This window comes from bacterium, assembly GCA_021159335.1.
Lineage (GTDB): Bacteria > UBP14 > UBA6098 > B30-G16 > B30-G16 > JAGGRZ01.
The window spans coordinates 1-19,236 of sequence record JAGGRZ010000037.1 but is presented as its reverse complement, the minus strand read 5'-3'; the positions used below and the strand labels follow the sequence as shown (position 1 = coordinate 19,236).

Here is a 19,236-nt window from a genome sequence, read left to right as displayed (position 1 = left end):
ACATATGGTGACACGCAATATGTCCAATACTGCGTTACTCTTGACCCTGGTTGGGACCCATCGAAAACATATTTCGCAGCAGTAGTAGCTGGTCCAACACTTCCCCAAGTTCAGAACGGAATAAAAGTAAACATGGCTGAAAGACCGCCTTACGCCTACCATGTATTAATCAACAGAAAGAAAGCCTTGAAATCACCAGGTGATACTGCTAATTTCACGCTAACTCTCACCAACGATGGAAGGAACGACGACATTTATCATGTATCATTAGTTGAGATATCCGCACCAGCTGCATGGGACGCAAGACTCTCGGGCGGGATGACATCATTCGACTACACAGTATCCTCAGCTTCCCGCTGCGATGTGCCTATAATAGTCAACGCAGCAACGAGAGGTGTTGGCAAATACATGATTGTGGTATCCTCTCACGCTATCTCTGACCGCGCCGATACCATTTACATAAGCGTTGGCGCTCAGCCACCTGTTTTGCTCGTCAACGATTCGGGCGAGGATGTTCAGGCAAAGTACTGTCAATTCTTTACGATGAACGGTCACCAATACATGTACTGGGACACTCACGAGGACGGCGAATTGGGCAGTTTCTCGACCATGGGGATAGACCTTGTTGTGTGGTTCTGTGGTTACGACTCAATCGCAGGCATTCAGGGTTCTGAAAGCGACGAAATAACTAACTACATTAATCTCGGTGGAAAACTTCTTCTTAACGGCGCATACATCGGTCGCATGAAAAACAGCGATTTCGCATTCTTTAAACTCGGTCTTGGCTCAAAATACGACGGTCCCGCCACATCCACTACGCTTCAAGGTTCCCGCGATATCAGCCAGTTCAGAGGATACACTGGTAGCATATCGACTGCTATAAGAGCCGAAAAAATAAGCCCTGACCCCATGTTTGCGGCTAATACTCACACGGCGATAAAGTATGACGATGGTTCCAGCGCCGGGATCGTAAGAGAGTTCCCCAGCAGCGGCGGAAAACTTATATTTTTCGGATTCCCCATGGAGGAACTCCCGACAATCCAGTTCAGAGACCTGATGTATAGATGCCTATCGTTTTTCGGGATATCTGGTGTTGCCGAAAGCAAAAACGCTCTACCTTCAAGCGTTGCCTTATCAGTGGCGCCAACTCCGTTTAACGAAGTGTGCGAAATAAAATACGCCGTACCCGATGGTAAGTCTGGGGAACTGAGCATAGTCTCCTTAAACGGTAAGACCGTCAAGACCGTGAATGTCCGTGGCAGCGGAATCTACAGGTGGAACGCCGAGAATCTGTCGTCCGGCGTGTATGTTGTTAACCTTACCACAGAAAAGGGAAGCGCATCGCGGAAAATTCTTTTAGTAAAGTAGCAATAAAGATGAACGCTGAGTCAAAAGGGGCATTTCAACATGCCCCTTATTTTTTATATCAATGGACAAAGATGTCAAAATAATAGCTATCGACACTGCCACCGATTACCTCGCTTTTGGAATTTATGCAGGCGGAAAAATTGTTTTCGAAAAAACCGTGTTCGCGCCGAAAAGACATTCTGAAATTCTGCCCGACATCCTGAAAACCGCTTTATCAGAAAGCAATTTATCATTATCCGAAATAAGCCATGTTGCGCTGTCAATAGGACCGGGCTCCTTCACCGGGCTAAGAGTGGGCGTTTCCTTCGTTCAAGGGCTTGTTTTTGCAAAACCTGAGATAAAAATAGTGGGCGTGGACAGCCTACAAGCCATAGCCTTCACATTTGCTCCGTGCGAATATCCGATAGCCGTTGCCTACGACGCCAAGGCTGGTGCCATATATGGTGCGATATTCGACGCACATTCGCTGGAACCAACGCCATTATTAGGTTCCAAAGCACTCCCACCTGACGAATTCGTCGAAATACTAAGGAAATACCAAAAATTTATACTTTGCGGCGACTATGCGGACAAAATAATCCCTCAACTCGAGCCAGACAAAGCAGTTTTACCAAAAATCCCGGTAACACCTCAGGCAAGAAACATAATAGCCCTCGCCTTAGAACAAATAGAACGCAATGAATTCATACCACCCGAAAAACTTGAGCCAAAGTATCTTCGAGAATTCGTTCCCAAAACTAAATCAAAACAAAAGGAGTAAAAAATGGTAATAAAGGGGAAAGCTCACAAATACGGTGATGACATAAACACTGATGTTATCTATCCTGGCAAATACACATATCAGCAGCTTACTCCGCAGGAAATGGCAAAACACGCTCTTGAGGACCTCGACCCAGACTTCACCAAAAAAGTCAAACCCGGCGACATTATAGTAGCAGGAAAGAACTTTGGGTGCGGCTCCTCACGGGAACAAGCTGCTGCGTGTCTTAAATACGCGGGTATAAGCGCGATAATCGCTCGCTCGTTTAGCAGGATATTCTTCAGAAATGCGATTAACTACGGCCTTCTGGCGATTGTCCATCCAGAGGCAGCCGAATATATCGAAGACGGAGATGAAGTGGAAATAAATAGAGAACAGGGAACAATAAAAGTTAAAGGAAAAGAGTTCTCGTTCCCACCATTTCCTGAACTCGTCAGAGGAATTCTTGATGCGGGTGGATTGATAGAATACCTTAAAATCAAACTTGCGAAAACCTGAAAATACCAAGGTGCCTCGGCATCTAATAGGATAAAAATCCAAGCTTTAAATACAATCTGGAGCCGGTATAATTTATTTAATAACAATAATTTTGCCGTATATCTTCCCCGAAGAACCTCTAATAAAGTACACTCCAGCTGGCAAACTATTGCGTGGACGCCAAGTAATAAGTCCCTTCCTTGTGGCAATAGCTTTTCCAACCACCCTTCCGCTGATATCGACCACCTCTGCTCTATCAACTCCAGCAGGAACCGAAAAACTTATGTAACCTGCGGGATTCGGGAAAACAACAACCCCCGGTTCGCTACCCGATAGGTCTTCGAATATGCCCGTTGTATCGTAAGCGAGCACATTAAGTGTGCAAACAGGATTGATGTAACTAACCGTCACCATGCTTTCTGTCGGCCTAACTATCGAGCCCCACCTTACTGTAACAACGGTATATTGACCGTAAAGCTTCACATCGAATTCAGCCACACCATTGCTGTCCGTCCAGTCGAACTCCATGTAACTGCTATCAGGATTCACCACGAAGGTGAAAACGCTTTCCTGTGGCGCACCGAAAGAATCCTTTGCGACCACCACGATTCTGCCCAACGGGTCACGCGAATAAGGGTCTACATTAACTATCGCACCAGAACTAATTTGCGTATATCCCGGTATGACCTGCTGCGTTGTGTCGAGACTCAAGGCATTAAGCCAAAATGCACCTGAATGTTCAGCTCGTGAACTTATGACCACAAGTGAACTGTCCGAAATCCAGCCAGAAGTCAGCAACGAATCGTATATCGAATCGGGAAAAACATTGTAGACGACGCTCCAGGCAACGCTATCCGAAAACTCGAGTTGCTCCACAAGCTGGTTCACATCATCGACATAATTCCACTGCATTAGAATCCATATATCGGCGCTCGCTGAAGCAGAATAGAGCTTTGGCAGGTCCATAGCCTCGTTTGAAATAGTAATAAGATATGTATAACTGCTTCCATCGTGGGTGAAAACGGTATCGAGCTTTATTGTGGGGTCAATAAACGGTGCTCTGTAGAGTTGCCTAAGCTTTCTTCTTGTGGCTACTATGATACCCCGCGGGGAAATTATCGGAACAGTCCTGAAAACGCGGCAGAACGAATCAACCTCCCAGATCGTTCCAGGGAGTATGGTTATGGAATGCGCCCTCGCAAGCTCACACAGTGTATCAAGAGCAGCAACCACCTCACGAGAAACTTCAAATGTATCAGCCGCCTCGTAAACCACCGAATCGGGAAAGTATGTTAATTTTATCCTCGCTTTGTTCTCACGCCCGCCCAGCGCACAATCCGGACCAACTATAAGATCGAGTTCCGGCTCAACTGAGATGAGTTCTCTCACGGAATTAAGCAACTCAGAAGGTCTCCCCGAATCGCCTATTTGGGCTACACCTATTTTTATACGCGCCGAAACGGGCACGAAAACAGCTACCAATAAAACTAATGCAACGAGCCTCTTCATTTAGGCCCCCTATATTTATTCCCAACAAATTTAGTAGTCCAAAACCACTTTCCTGACATCCTCACCGCAGATTATGTAATAAGTTCCGGGTGTATTTTTGCTGTCGGTAGCACCTGCCCATACCCCCTCGCCATCCGAAATCTCAACCCAATCAACAGTATCCCCATCCTCGCTTAAGACGAGCGCTTTCTCGCACGATGCTCCCATGAGAAAAACTGGACCAGAGGATATCTCAGGCATAACCATAAGGGACTCTGGCGGCGGTGGAATGTATGTAGGAAGAATGGTCGGCAGCGTATCGCTAACATCGGGAACATTGGCAACAACGATAACGAAGTGAGGGTGGACCTCAACCCACGCGAGAGGTTCGTATGCCACAGGGTCGCGACCGTAATTGTCAATCCTCATGGTGTTCCAGCGCGTGCTACTGAAAATATCCACCGCAATAAGCACTGCATCAGGTCTCACCCAGTGGTCCGTCACTATGGACCATATGCCAGAAAGCGAGATGGGAGTTGGGTTAAATGTCCAGTATTGAGTCGCAGCAGTCATATCCTCGTTGCCTGCGCCGCTCCATGTTCCATGGGGCAGCAACCATAGTGGCGCTGGGGGTTCCGTAGGGTCGAGTATGCGCGCAAGACGGGAATTCTCGTAACAAATGGTAGTCATAACGGCAACACGACCGCCTGCCTTAACATTTATAGTATCAAGATGAATGGTCGTATCGCGAACCACATCATGAATCGCACTCCAGTGACATTTCCTTCTCAACCTTACTATCCGCCCGTCAGGATGTATTATGGGTATCGAATTGTAGTTTATCCCACCCAACACCTCGCCACATGTAGCTGCCCATATGTAGCATGTCTCGCCCATAGCGATGTATCGCAGCGTATCGAGGTAGTATGCCGTAAGGCTGTCACCAACATCGTGTGGGTCGCGCGGATGAGGAACAAGCCCCAACACAGAGTCCCATGTGAATGTTACCTCAGGGCGGGAATGACCACCACCATCTATCCCTGCGAAAGCGAATTCAGGGAAAAGGATGATATCAAGTCCGCTGGCGTAGTTCGCTAATTCAACGGCTCTCTGCACTGAACGCTGCGCAATGTGGGTCCAATCCCCGCCAACATAACCGCCCCTTATAACACCTATTTTAACTGGAACCGCACCACAGAGGGAAATAATAACTAATAATACAACTATTAGTCTCACTTTGACCCCTGCGTTTTAAAAATACTTTTTTATTGTCCAGCCCCCTCAAACAATTAGGGCAAAACCTTTAAGAGAGCAAACCTACTCAGTCCCGTCTGGCGCCCGATTCCGCCATGCGTTCCTCAACGCCTTTGCCCTTACCAATGCCTATGAGTATCGAAACAGGTATGAGAATGCAATAAGAAATAACGAGAATAAGAGGAGCTAAAGTCATCGAACCTTTGGCAAGCAAAACCCATCCCACCACTATAAGAACCAATGCAAGCACAAAAACGATATAGTTTGCCTTTGTGAATGACAGTGGCTCAGCCACTATTTCCTTTGGCTTTTTCTTTACTTTTTCCTTCGAGGGAGGTTGGGAAACTTTCTTCTGCGGTGCCTTCCGCTTGCTGGCTCCCTTTGCTGATGCTGGAACTTTGACGGCTGTTTTTCTTTTACCCTTTTTAGACATTGTAGAGTTAATAAAATAACCTCATCTTATAAACGCAAGCTTTTTTAAGCTTTATTTCACGATTTACGCACCAACAAACTCCCTCATCCTCACCGATATAACCCTTGACACTCCATCCTGTTCCATGGACACGCCGTAAAGATAATCTGCCTCCTTTATCGTGAGCTTGTTGTGAGTTATCACGATGAATTGGACCCTTTCCTTGAACCTGTTTATAAGACTAAGAAATCTTCTTATGTTGGCGTCGTCGAGCGGTGCATCCACCTCATCCATAAGACAAAATGGCGCAGGTTTCACCAGATAAAGCGAGAAAAGCAGTGCAAGCGCAGTTAATGCCTTTTCACCCGTGGAAAGCTGGTTCAAATTAAGAAATCGCTTACCGGTAGGTCTCACTTTTATTAATATATCCGACTCAAGTGGGTCATCGGGTTTATCAAGCACAATATCTCCCTCACCACCCTCGAAAAGCTCCTGAAACACCTGTTGAAAATTCTCGCGCGTAGCCTCGAATGTCTCGACAAAAAGCCTTCTTGCCTCCGAGTCAAGGTGTTCTATCGTGCGCTTAAGGTCCATTATCGACTTTTTGATGTCGCTTTCCTGCTCTTTAAGGAAATTCAACCGCCGCGAAACACTTTCATATTGCTCCTCAGCCTCAAGGTTTACGCCGCCCATTTGTTCTATACGCCGTTCAAGCCGCTCGAGCCTCTGCTGCACCTCTTTTGCCCTCTCATCGTCTAAAGGCTCCGCCTCCTCGAGCTCAACGCTAAGCTTGTTTCGTTCCCGATACAGCTCGTCAAGCATACCAGAAAGAGTGCCCATGTAGTGTTCGAGTTCAGTCAATTTGGATGATAATTCCTCCCGTTTTGCCTCAAATTCCCCCTCTTTTTGGGTAAGTCCTTTTATTTCGCTCTCCATTTCGCCTATTTTTGCATCAAGCGACGCAAGCTTCTCCTGAAGTTCAGTCTCAGCGCTAAATAATGACTTCAGATTCTCGGAAGTCCGCTTTATCTCGCCCTTTGAGCTTTCCTTCGTCCTTTTGGCTTCTTCTATCTGCGCCTCCAGTGCCATAAGTTCCGAATTCGCCTGTTTTATCGCCAACTCCTGACGCTGAATCTCGGTTTGCGCGTTTTTAATGTCGTTCTCCGTGGACAATCTTTTAATCTCAAGAGCCGAAAGCTTACTTTCAAGCTCCCTGCTTTGCCTTTCAAGCTCAGTTATCTCTTTTCTGCTGTTTTCAACAGTTTCGGAGAGTTGACCGATTTCATTCCTTATCTTACTTACAAGCGCCTCGTTAACGGACAACTTTTTCCTCAAGTTTTCTCTCCTTATCTTTAACTGCTCTATTTTGTTCTCCAGAGCCTTTTTTTGTTGGCGCCACTCCTCGCAAAGCATCTCAAAGCTTCTAATCCGTCCTTCCACATCCTTCCTCTCGCCCATCAGTTCATCCGCTTTAGACGCTAATACAGAAACCTTTTCCACAGCCTCGTTATGCTCAACCCTCAAGGACGAGATCTTTTGTTCTATTTCCCTTTCTCTGGAGCCCAATTTCTCAAGCTCATTCTCAAGTTTCCCGAGGAGCATTTTCTGCGTGAGAATTCCTTTAACCTCTCCCGACCTGAAAACATATTCGCCCATCTTTCGCACCTTTTTGCCGTCCTTGGTAACCACCACCTCACCCTCCATGGGTTTGTCGATTGTATCGCCGATTTTAATTTTCCCAATAAGCGCACCAAGACGAGGTTCAGTAAGTTTTATCCAATCGGGCAGTTCACCTTCATCGCTGAGCTCGGAAAGAATCACAAATCCATACTTATCCCCGCCTTCAGAGTTGTCCTCATACACTTTTTGTGCGTCATCCGCACTCTCGACGACGATGAATTTAAGCTTTTCGCCCAACACTGCTTCAAGCACTTGAGGATTCTCAGTCTGGATGAAATCTGCTACAATACCTTTAATCCTGCCTTCTTGCCTTTTATTAGCCTCATCGCTTTTATCCAATTTATCCAGCGAGGATATGGACTTTATATTTGCTTTTACCGCATCGAGCTTCCCCGACAGTTCCGCTTTTTTTCGCCTCAGCTCATTTAGGGATTGGCTATGCTGGTTTATTTCCGCCTCGAGCGTTGCTATTCTTTCTTTAAGAGTTTGTTTCTGCGCTTCGATCTCGCCTATTTGCCCGTCTATTTCCTCCATTCGGCTCTTTCCGTCAGCGATTTCGTGCTGTGCATCAGCAAGCTTTGCGTTAAGGTTCCCTATTTCACCTTTCATGCTTTTTTCTTCTGCGTCGAGCTTGGCGAGTTCGTCTTTAGCAAAACCTATTTCGTTCTCGAGCTGTGCGAGTCGTTGCCTTAGTTGACTGTGCTTCTCCTCGTCCTCGCGCAATTTTCTTCTCATCTTCAAAATTGAATCGTTAACTCTGGCTGCTTCCTGCTGAACCTTGCTCTGTTCCGCCTCTATTTCTGAAAGATTTGCATCAAGTTTGCATATGAATTCTCTCTGCTCCGCTATTGTCCTCTTCGACTGCTCTATCTGTTCCAGAAGTCGTGGCTTTTTCCCCTTCGCAGAAACTAACTGCGCTTCAGCATTTCTTATTCTTTCCTCGAGAACTTTTATCTTGCTTTCCGAGTCGGCTATATCTTTGCGCACATGCGAGATTTCGTCCAGTATGTTGCTTCGCTCTCTTGATAGCTCATCCATTTTCGCACGCTTTGACTGAACGCGTGCACGGAGCGACGAAATAGACGAACGGAGCTTACCGAGCTCATCGTTTTTGTCTCTCAGCTCCGACTGTATCTTCTCCTTTTCATTCTCCAGATGCTTTATTCGCCCGAATACAAGCCTTGCGAAAAGCTCCTCTTTCTGTTCCAAAAGCTTTCTGTATTGCCTTGTTTTTTTGACCTGTCGTCTAAGTATTGCCTCCTGCTCTTGGACTTCGCGAATAATATCCTCGAGCCGCATAAGGTCACTTTGCGTTTCGTTTAGCTTCAACTGCGTGGCACTTCTGTCAAGTTTATAGCGAGCTATACCTGCAGCCTGTTCAAAAAGGCTTCGCCTGTCAGCCACAGAACTGCTCAGCACGCGCTGCACCATTGATTGCTCCATAACGGCGTAGCTTATGTCCGCAAGGCCAACACCAGCAAGAATCGACTTGACATCCTTAAGGCGCACAGGCATTCCATTAATGAAAAATTGACTGCCCCCGTCACGATAGGCGCGCCGCGTTATACGAACCTTATCACAGGATGGGTCGAACGGTAGTAACCCCCGTGCCTCAGCAAATTCAATGCTTACTTCCGCAAAATTTAGGGGTTTGAACGCAGCGGAACCTTTGAATATGAAGTGCTCAAGAAGTGAACTGCGCAAAAGAGATAGTCTTTGTTCACCGATAACCCAGCGAATAGCATCGAATATGTTACTTTTGCCGCAACCGTTAGGACCAATTATAATGTTAAGACCCTTGCCAAACCTTAGCTCAGTCCTCACAGCGAACGACTTGAATCCGTATATCTCGAGCTGCTCAATGTACATCTCACTCAAATATAAAAGCCATTGAAAATAAGTCAAACAAGTTGCTGAACAATGACTCCTTAAGCTAATAGCCCACAATGTTTGGTTGACAATATAGACAAAACTGGTTATTAATTAAATGATAAAATTTCAATTGGGGGAATAATGAAATTATCTCATTACCTCGATGAGCAATCTATCATTATATCGCACAAACTCACCAACATAGACGAGATTGTGGATATGCTTCTTGCTGCGACGGAGAATCGCCACCCGACATGTCCCCTGGTGAAATTTCGCGACATCCTTTATCCAACCAAAGAGGCACCTCAAAACTTTCTCGGGGAGGGAATTTATTTTCCCCACGCAAGAATTGAGGGACTGCGGGACTTCGTCCTTTGCTTTGGTATCACACCTAACGGCATACCTGCGCCGACACCCGATGGAAAACCGATACTATTCTCGATTCTTATAATATGCCCTTTCGAGAAGAACACGCTTATGCTGAAAATAAGAAGCGCGTTCATAAAACTTCTTTCCGAAAGCTTCATAAGAGAGGAGTTGCTTTCCGCCGAAGACCCCAACGAGGTCCTCAAAATAATAGATAAAAGCGGAGTCACCGTAGAGAAAGAGCTACTTGTTGCCGACCTGATGAAAACGGACATCGTCACCATATCCCAACATGCGACGCTGGAGGAAATAGTCAACACGATGTTTGAGAGTGGTGTCGATACCATTCCGGTTGTTGACAAGGACGGGAAATTTATGGGGGTGGTGTCGTGCTACAATATACTTAGGATAGCGATACCAGAATACATGGATGCAATGAAAAGTTTGAAATTCCTTAAGTCGAGCGAGCCACTCCTCGAACTTTTCAAGAAAAGGAAGACCATACGCGCAAGCGATATTGCGGGCACTAAGGTTTTCACTGTGTCACCGGATACCAATGTTATGGAGGCCGCGTTCATTATGGTCAGAAATAAAGTCAGGTATGTTTATGTTCTTGAGGGCGACAAGCTGGTAGGGATACTAAGCCGAAGAGACCTTATAGCGAGAATAATGGTAGAATGAGCTGGCAACAGACAGTATCGATAGTTGTTTTCGTTGTCACGATGGCAGCCATAATAACGGGGAAGGTTAACAAAGCCGTCGCGACCGTTTTTGCGGCTGCTATACTTATAGATATCGGCGTGGTTAATGTCCACACCGCTTTTGACGCTATAGATAAGGAAGTATTGTTTCTCATGGTCAGCATGATGCTTCTCGTGGGAATTCTTTCGAAAACTGGTTTTTTCCAGTGGATAGCCCTTTCGCTTATCAAATTTTCCAGCGGTGAACCGGTCAGGATAATGATACTAATAGCGCTTGGAACAGCAGGACTTTCCGCATTTTTGGACAATGTTACCACTGTGCTTCTTATATCCCCTGTAGTTCTTCTAACATGCGAAAGGCTGGGAGTACCCGCCATACCGTTTCTTATAGTCGAGGTCTTTGCAGCCAATGTGGGTGGCACTGCAACACTAATAGGTGACCCGCCAAACATGATAATCGGTAGCGCAGCAAAACTAAGTTTCAACGACTTCATCGTTAACACAGCTCCTGCGGTGATAATAATTCTTCTCGTCGGTTTGGTGGCGATAAGATTCCTTTTTAAGAGGAAATTTCTTGTGCCCAGGGAGAAAAGGGCAGCCATAAAGAGCATAGAACCAAAAAGTGCCATAGTAGCACCCCTCGCTCTCGAAAAGTCACTTATTGTTTTCGCCCTCGTTATAGTAGGATTTTTAATTCACGACAAGCTTCACATAACACCAGCCATAGTGGCATTAACCGGAGCATCGCTTTTAATCATAATATGTAGGAATGTCAAATTTGAAGAAGTGGTAAACGAGATAGATTGGGCAACGATATTTTTCCTCGTCGGGCTTTTCATGGTCGTATCTGGTATGGAACATGCCGGCGTTATGCATGGAGCTGCAAAGGTTCTATTTCGACTATCAGGCGGAAAACCTCTGGGCGCCATGATGTCCATATTATGGTTTTCGGGCGCCATAGTTGGTGTTCTCACAAGTGCCTCTGTGGCGGCAATGGTGCCGATTGTTAAGGAATTAGTCGCTTTCGTCGCTTCTCATTCGGGGATTCCACAAGCACTTCTATGGAAACCATTTTTCTGGTCGCTGTCGCTCGGCGCATGTCTCGGCGGAAACAGCACGATATTCGGAACCACCGCAACAATAGTAATGATAGGTTTCATAGAAAGAACGCTAAACATAAAAATATCTTTCGTAAAATTCATGAAATATGGCGTCCCGACGGTGCTGGTTTCACTCGCCATATCGAGCATATACATAATCCTTCGCTATGCAATTCCGCTCGCGACCTACTCACTGCATTAGTTTGCGCAAAAGCCTTCCGCCCTTTCAGGTTGCTATTGACATCGCATTAAAAAATAAATTAATTAAAATAGTGGGCAAAAATTTGGAAAAATTCAGAGCGTTTTTGGCTATCGAAATTCCCGAGGGGATAAGGGGATGGATTAATGGAGAAATAATTTTGCCACTGTCAAAACTTCCTGTAAAGGTAAAATGGGTCGAGCCGAAAAACATTCATCTTACAATAAGGTTTCTGGGTGACATAACCGCGGAGCAGGCTGAAAAAATAAAGTCCCTAAGCAGGAATCTCAGCGGGTTGGGCAACATATCGCTAAAACTTTCTGAACTCGGAACTTTTGGAGGTCGTTATCCAAGAGTCGTATGGATCGGGCTTGAAGGAGACACTGATAAACTTAGCGAACTCAGGGAAAGGGTTGAAGGCGTTTGCAGGGTCGCAAGAATTCCACGAGATGACAAGCGGTTTTCGCCACATGTGACAATAGGGCGAGTAAAGTCACCGGCTAACACAGCTAAGCTTATCGCTGAAATGAAAAGGCTTAAAGTAAAACCATTAAGTTTCGTTGCGTCGGAAATGATTCTTTTCAAAAGCACGCTGACACCTGAGGGGCCCATTTACGAGAAAGTGGAGAGATTCAAGTTTTGAAAACATCGGAGGAATAAATGAGCAAAAAAAACGACGAAAAGGATGCAAAAAAAGAGCGACTCGACCTTGTAGTTAGCGAGGTTGAGAAAACATTCGGCAAAGGTTATCTTATTCGCCTTGGCGATAAAGCTATAGAGCATGTTCCAGTTATCCCCACTGGGAGTTTAAGCCTTGACCTTGCGCTGGGAATAGGCGGAATACCCAAAGGCAGGATAACCGAAATTTATGGTCCGGAGGCATCGGGCAAAACCACATTGGGTCTTCACATAATAGCCGAAGCACAAAAGAGGGGCGGCATAGCAGCATTTATCGATGCTGAGCATGCTCTCGACCCTATATATGCGCGCGCGCTGGGCGTGGATGTGGACAATCTCTGGGTTTCGCAACCCGATTATGGCGAACAAGCACTGGAAATAGCGGAAACGCTTGTGAGAAGCGGTGCTATAGATGTTATAGTTATCGACTCCGTTGCCGCGCTGGTTCCCAAGGCCGAGATAGAGGGCGACATGGGCGACCAAAAGGTAGGGATGCAGGCAAGATTAATGTCGCAAGCGCTGAGGAAACTTACTGCGGTGGTTGGGCGCTCACAAACTGCGCTCGTGTTCATAAACCAGACGCGAATGAAAATAGGAGTAATGTACGGCAATCCAGAAACCACGACTGGTGGCGTCGCCCTGAAATTCTATTCTACCGTGCGGATCGAAATCAGGCGAGCGAGTTCGATAAAGATTGGAACCGAGACAATAGGCTCACGCACTATAGTTAAGGTCGTCAAGAACAAACTTGCGCCGCCCTTCAGAACTGCCGAATTCGACATTATCTACGGCAAAGGGATATCCAAAGCGGGTGAACTCGTGGACCTCGGTGTTAAATTTGGTCTGATAAACAAAAGCGGTGTCTGGTATACATACAAAGGCGAGCGTATGGGGCAGGGTCGCGAGAAAGCAAAACAATTCCTCGAGGAAAATCCGACAATAATGGGGGAGCTTGAACAGGAGATTCGCCAAAAGGTTCTTGGAACACAGTCAAAAACGAATCAAGGAAGAGGCAAGCTTGAGCCTCAGGCGGATTGAGATTAGCCTTAAGTAGCTCAATTCTTATTCTTTAAATCATGAAAGAAATCACCCATAAGGATTATTTAGAATTCATTAGAACCCACGACTCGGTAACTATTGGCAATAATACGATTAAACTTCACAAAGAGTGGAAAATTAACTCCTTTGGACCACCTGAAGATTACCAATTAGAAAGGACAACAGTCTGGAGCTTTCCAGATAGAGGTAACTGGGCAACACATATAGGCAACTACAGAGGAAATTGGTCACCATACATACCGAGAAACCTAATATTAAAATATACCGAAAAAGGAGATTGGGTATTAGACCAGATGATGGGAAGCGGAACAACTCTTGTTGAGGCTAAACTACTCGGGCGAAATGCGATCGGTGTCGACATAAATATAAACGCAGTAATGCTTGCAAGGGATAGATTAAATTTCAGCGCTAAAACCTTGTTCTCCGAGGAAGATGAACCAACTATAAAAACATATTTAGGCGATGCCCGCAACTTAGAAAAAATAGATGATCAGACAATCGATTTAGTGGCAACCCACCCACCGTATGCAAACATCATATCATATTCAAAACGCAAAGATAACAAAGATGACTTATCAACAATGAGCTTTGGTGAATATCTTACAGCTATGTCTGATATCGCTAAAGAATCGTTGAGGGTTTTAAAACCCGGAAAAATATGCGCAATCCTTATTGGTGACACAAGGAAGCACAAACATTATGTGCCTATATCAACTCGTGTAATGGAAATATTCCTCGAGGCCGGCTTTATTCTAAAAGAAGACATAATCAAAATTCAATGGAACATGAAAGGCACTCGCGAGAAGTGGCGAGCCAAAGAATACGAATTTTATCTAATTGGCCACGAGCACATATTCGTATTCAGAAAGCCAATAAACCATGAAGAATACAAGAAATACAAGTTTAGTATAAAATGGTAAAATTTAAAACATTGGGTTTCAAAACATTTGAGGATTACAGAGAGCATTTCTTTTCAAATCTTCTAATAACCAACAAAACTTATGATTACTTTGTTGATTGGAACAAAGTAAAAAGTGATGTCAATAAATTTTTAGAAGAAATCTCACTGCTAAATTCGTTGAGAAAAGTTCCAATAGAAAATCGTAAAAGGCACCTTGAAAAACTTCTAAAAAATTATCCAAAAACAGCAGAAGTAATACCCTTATTAATTGCTGTACGCACAAAAGATAATTGTATCGAAATATTTGAACAATCAATTGAGGACTATCTGACATTCGATTTTAACAGCAATAATCTAAATAACAATTCCATCCACAAAATACTGGAGTTTTGCGAAAAAACAGGAATTATAGAATTATTTAACAACATAAACGATCTACACGACTACCTCTTTGGCGTCGAGGTAGGGTTAGACACAAATACAAGGAAAAACCGTAGTGGGAAAATATTTGAAAAACTGGTTCAAATAAAAATAAGAAAATTATTACCTTCAAAATACAAAATTGTAAACAATGATCCCAATTACTCTCTGTATCGGATAAGTGGGAAAAGCAGAAGTAAAGGTAAAACACATGATATTGTGATTTACAAGGAAAATACCCCAATCCCAAAAGCAATCATCGAATGTAGTTTCTACAACACAGCGGGTAGTAAGCCCATATCAATAGCTGAAAGCTATGTGGAAATGAATAATGTTGCTAAAGATAAAGGAATTGAATTTATATGGGTGACAGATGGGCAAGCTTGGGCCAAAATGATGGAACCCTTAACACGAGCAATGGAAAAACTCGATTGGGTGCTTAACTATAGAATGCTTCATTTTGTAACCCAAATTATTAGATAAATATTTAAGTAACACACTATTTGACCAGCAGTATTTTCTTCAAACTTTTAAGAGCTTTAGCCTCTACCCTCACAAAATAAACCCCTGAAGGTAATCCATCGCCACTCAAGACAAATTGATGGTTGCCTCGCTTAATTTTAAGCCTAACAAGACACCTGCCGACAACATTATAAATGCCAAGCTCACCGTCTGAGGGCGCGCTTACCTCGATAGCGCACGATGTGTTGAAAGGATTCGGATACACAGAAAGAATAAGTCTACCTTTGGGCTTTATCTGCCCATCATCCACTATTCGGGTTGAGGGCATGTCCAGAAGCTTTAGGTCGTCAATAAGCCATCCAAGCGATGTTGAGGTATTATTAGTTCCGAAACAAAACATCAGTTCAATCGAGTCACCAGCAAATGATGAAAGGTCCACGAAAAATTTTCGCCATTTTTTGCCCCAAACCTCAGCATAGGCGGGCTCACCATTAAGCCTGTTAACGGTGCTAACTATGTAGCCATCATAATATGGCACGGGATTTAGTATCCATGTAGTCGTTCGCGTCCTCACCTTAATATTGCCGCCATCTCGAATAAGCCCTGTCGTCCTCCCCATCGCGATGTCGTAATACGCCCAGAATGTTACTGCCGGACTCGTCAAGCCGCTCAGGTCAAGGCGCCACACAAGCTTTGTATCGAGATAGTTAGCGTACGATGTCCCCGAACCGAAATTGTTCCAGCAATAATCGCCCGAATGAGCCATAGTCGTGCGACTAATGAACCATCCTGTATCTCCCTCAACAGCAAATTCGGCTAATTCAAGGCTTTCTGGTGGGTCGAAATCGAGGTGCTTCACAAGCTGTCCAACTATTGGTCCAACAAACTCGCCGCTCTGCGGAAATCGAGACGAACCCATCTCAAAGTGATATTGATGCACACCAAACGAAAGCGGAACACGCGCTATATAGCGTGTCCATCGAGTATCATATGTCCCATCTGGCACCATGAGATAACTTGTCCCGTCTACGACGGCATGCGGCAAAGTAGGAACCCCTGCTGGGTTAAAATATGTAAAACCTACAGTAAACTGCGGCTGTGTCGTATCACCGTAAAGCGGACTTACACTTGCATCACCGAAAAACTCGCCGCTAAATCCAACTGTAATGTCATCAACATACCACCCGAGTCGTTCCGCCTCACGGTTAGACAGGAATCTAAACGCGAGCCTGCATCGCCGACCCCATAGCGACCTATCAAGCGCTACTCTCTCAAGTTCCCAATGAGTCTTTATGCTGTCATGCTGCCAGATAATTATCGTGTCATGTTCCAGCCAGAGCTCAACCCATGCGCGGTCGTCGCGGTCATACCTCGGCAGAAAAAGTTTTTGCCAGAAATTAAATGCACTGTGATACGGAATTATGAATTCAGGTGAAACCAATGCAAAGTCCCAATTCGAGCCGTAGAAAGTGTCTGCGAAATGGAAACTCGCCGGCGGTGAATTGAAAACCTTATCATCAATGTTCACCAACCCAGCGCCAATTAAATTCCAGTCAGTCAGGTTATCACACGCAAAATACACAGGATTGCTACCAGCAAAGACCAAAAGCGTTTCCCGCCAGCTGAACTCGTAATAGTTAACCTGCACGGCAAGTCTCGTGAATGTATCCTGAGGGTTGTAAATATAAATCTGAGCCAAAACAGTGTCAAAACCGCATGTATCAAGCTCAATCGTCGAGTCGTAACCTATAACCGATATGCTTCTGTCAACGGGATAAATTCTAAGCTGCCCACGAGCAATATTACAACCCACATTTTTCCCAAAAATTATCGTTACATCAATAGTTTCGCCCGGCTCGGCAACATAGTCCATATCACCATGCACGGAATCGTCAATGAGCGTCTGATAAACATTTATATAAGGCGCCCTCAAAACGAGAGGCACATCAAGGGAAAACCTGTTCAGGTCACCATCCACAATGTCAACCCTAAGCATTACCGTATCGTTATTCTCCACATAAGGTGATATGGCAAGAACAAACTCAACCGTTTCGGATTCGTAATTAGCCAGAGAGTCGATGAAAGCGGAATCGTGAAGCACGGTAACAAGGCTGTCGGACGAGGTAAGTTTGACTTTAATATCGTGCGAAAGCGTGCCGTAGTTAATAAGTCCAAGTTCCACGGCAAGCGTTTCTCCAAAGTCGGCTTGAAAATCTTCATCGTTCCGAACCGACAACGAACTCGGGTCAACTATCGAGAGCATGGTTTCGTATATGAATGGCTCATCAGGACTGTATGGCAGAATTTTTTTCTGTATGGGTATTTTTCTGAACGCTGAGGCAGTAAGCGTTATTGTGTCAGGCGGAATAGCTGGAACGATTAATCTTGCCAATCCCGCTGAGTTGGTTTTCTCGACTACAGCAGTATCTTTCGTCAGCGCGCAGACCACAACACCTGCAAGCGGTATCGAGGCATACCCTACCCATACATTAAGAGTGCATAGCTCGCTTATTCTGAAACTATCGGGCGCCACGATGTCGAGCTGGACAGGTATTCCAGCCCATAATCTAAGGGAGGGGTCGCCGATAAGGTTGTAAACATCAAAGAAGTAATGCGCAAATGTCGGAAAACCCGCCATGACTGAGAGCAACGCCTCGTAGCACATCCCCATCACGGACGACACTGAGTCCACAAGAAATGCGCGAAAAGTTTCCCTTTCCCAAAGGCTATCGGGATACCAGAAGGTAACATTAGAACCGCCTATGTATGCTATAGCACCTTTGTTATGACGCCTCAGAAGTGCCTCTCCAAAAGATTCCGGGCGGGTGAAGTCATTGGTGCTGCATGCGTTGCCGACGATAAAAGGATACATATTCGCATTAGCAAGCCTATCAACGCCTGCCGTGGTAAACCTCGGCGCAGAGAGCCCTTCAGGGCTTCCGTGACCATAGTAATAGTAAAATGCGTATCCGCTGTCGAGCGCTGCTATAACATCCGACTCTCCAACGCTGTCACCGTCGAGTTCTTCGTAACCTATTCCCCAAATGGGAAGATAGTTATCCCTCACAAAGTGATGAGTCCGCACAACAAGCCCATGTGTCCGAGAATCATCTGTAATGCCGAACAGGAACCTCCCCGCGAATGTCGAATCAAGATATCTGAACTTTTCGTACGCGATGAATCTTCCAACAAGCTCAGCGAGCTGAGCACTGTCCTCGACCGAAATCCTTCCCACCAATATGTCGGGGATAAAATCGCTGCCGTCCACGCATCCATAATCTATATCAGTCGGCGAATGTGAGCCTCCGCTCGAAAATGTGGGCACATCGTCGACATCACCCACTATGACAAGATAATCAACTCCGCCTGACGAGTGATATATCGCCTCAATGGTATCTCTTATCCTCGCAGCATAGAATGGCAACCTATCAGCCGAAAGAACGGTGACATCGAAACCAAGTTCTTTACGCCACGAAATAAGCGGCTCAAGTATAGGAATGTAGCGTTCAGGAGCTATCATGACAATTTTTGCCCTCGGATGGGCAGCCGGCAAAAGCGCAGGATTAATGAAAATATGCTCTTTAATGGGGTCAAAAACTGGCGACAGCAGACCCGTGGATTTTCCATGCCATTTAACCTCAAGCTCAATCCAGTCGTACACCCGCAGCTCGCCAACTCTGGGACAATACTCAAGCGGGTGAAGTTCAAAAAGCAGGAATCTATCCCCGTGGATAATACCAGACTCAACGATTTTTGCAACACCTTTTGGGTAGAGGTCCAATTTGTAGGTTAGGGTATCTAAAACTGTTACGCTGTCCCATCTTTGCGGGGTCAACGGCTGGCTGGGAAGAATGGGCTTTTCGAGCTTTGTTACGGAGAAATCTTTGGAACGACGCGCGGTGAACTCAGCATTCTCACCGACCCTGACGAAAAATCGCACTACAGGCATATGGGGCTTGCCAACATCCCAGATATAGTGGGCACTATCTACTGCTATCTCGCAGAATTCCCCGATTTTCGAGTCAATAACGCGAACACT

14 protein-coding genes are annotated in these 19,236 nt (G+C 45.4%); 9 read left to right on the top strand and 5 right to left on the bottom strand.

The window, feature by feature from the left end; genetic code table 11:
• The 3 genes from J7J62_02270 to J7J62_02260 all read left to right on the top strand — a co-directional run.
• Positions 1-1,368 (top strand): T9SS type A sorting domain-containing protein (locus J7J62_02270; GenBank protein ID MCD6123979.1); only part of this gene is annotated, 1,368 nt, incomplete at its 5' end.
• Positions 1,369-1,429: 61 nt separating this feature from the next.
• The gene (gene tsaB, locus J7J62_02265) at positions 1,430-2,128 is read left to right on the top strand and encodes a tRNA (adenosine(37)-N6)-threonylcarbamoyltransferase complex dimerization subunit type 1 TsaB (protein MCD6123978.1); all 699 of its coding nucleotides are present in this window, start codon (positions 1,430-1,432) and stop codon (positions 2,126-2,128) included.
• 3 nt (positions 2,129-2,131) lie between these two features.
• The gene (locus tag J7J62_02260; GenBank protein MCD6123977.1) at positions 2,132-2,626 is read left to right on the top strand and encodes a 3-isopropylmalate dehydratase small subunit; all 495 of its coding nucleotides are present in this window, start codon (positions 2,132-2,134) and stop codon (positions 2,624-2,626) included.
• A gap of 72 nt (positions 2,627-2,698) precedes the next feature.
• Here J7J62_02260 and J7J62_02255 read toward each other — a convergent pair whose 3' ends face one another.
• The 4 genes from J7J62_02255 to smc form a co-directional block, all read right to left on the bottom strand.
• Complete coding sequence (locus J7J62_02255) at positions 2,699-4,114, bottom strand: T9SS type A sorting domain-containing protein (protein ID MCD6123976.1); 1,416 nt, start codon at positions 4,112-4,114, stop codon at positions 2,699-2,701.
• A gap of 30 nt (positions 4,115-4,144) precedes the next feature.
• Complete coding sequence (locus J7J62_02250) at positions 4,145-5,329, bottom strand: hypothetical protein (protein MCD6123975.1); 1,185 nt, start codon at positions 5,327-5,329, stop codon at positions 4,145-4,147.
• Positions 5,330-5,414: 85 nt separating this feature from the next.
• Entirely contained in the window at positions 5,415-5,780 is a 366-nt protein-coding gene (locus J7J62_02245) for a hypothetical protein (GenBank protein MCD6123974.1), read from the bottom strand.
• Between the two features lie 63 nt (positions 5,781-5,843).
• Positions 5,844-9,308: a chromosome segregation protein SMC gene (smc, locus tag J7J62_02240; GenBank protein ID MCD6123973.1), complete on the bottom strand. Its 3,465-nt coding sequence runs from the start codon at positions 9,306-9,308 to the stop codon at positions 5,844-5,846.
• A gap of 144 nt (positions 9,309-9,452) precedes the next feature.
• On the opposite strand from smc, the gene J7J62_02235 reads away from it, so the two are divergent.
• The 6 genes from J7J62_02235 (at position 9,453) to J7J62_02210 (ending at position 15,218) form a co-directional block, all read left to right on the top strand.
• A complete protein-coding gene (locus J7J62_02235; GenBank protein MCD6123972.1) occupies positions 9,453-10,358 on the top strand; it encodes a CBS domain-containing protein in 906 nt (301 codons plus the stop codon).
• Positions 10,355-11,680 (top strand): ArsB/NhaD family transporter, encoded by a 1,326-nt coding sequence (locus J7J62_02230; GenBank protein MCD6123971.1) that lies wholly within the window; start codon positions 10,355-10,357, stop codon positions 11,678-11,680. Before J7J62_02235 ends, J7J62_02230 begins: the two co-directional genes overlap by 4 nt.
• Before the next feature lie 70 nt (positions 11,681-11,750).
• Complete coding sequence (gene thpR / locus J7J62_02225; GenBank protein ID MCD6123970.1) at positions 11,751-12,320, top strand: RNA 2',3'-cyclic phosphodiesterase; 570 nt, start codon at positions 11,751-11,753, stop codon at positions 12,318-12,320.
• 17 nt (positions 12,321-12,337) lie between these two features.
• Positions 12,338-13,393, top strand: a complete 1,056-nt coding sequence (gene recA, locus J7J62_02220) for a recombinase RecA (GenBank protein MCD6123969.1) — start codon at positions 12,338-12,340, stop codon at positions 13,391-13,393.
• A 38-nt stretch (positions 13,394-13,431) separates the two neighbouring features.
• Entirely contained in the window at positions 13,432-14,334 is a 903-nt protein-coding gene (locus J7J62_02215) for a DNA methylase (protein MCD6123968.1), read from the top strand.
• A complete protein-coding gene (locus J7J62_02210; GenBank protein ID MCD6123967.1) occupies positions 14,328-15,218 on the top strand; it encodes a type II restriction endonuclease in 891 nt (296 codons plus the stop codon). The genes J7J62_02215 and J7J62_02210 overlap by 7 nt, the downstream gene beginning before the upstream one ends.
• A gap of 16 nt (positions 15,219-15,234) precedes the next feature.
• Here J7J62_02210 and J7J62_02205 read toward each other — a convergent pair.
• Positions 15,235-19,236, bottom strand: a 4,002-nt coding sequence (locus J7J62_02205) for a T9SS type A sorting domain-containing protein (GenBank protein MCD6123966.1), incomplete at its 5' end; no start/stop codon positions are given.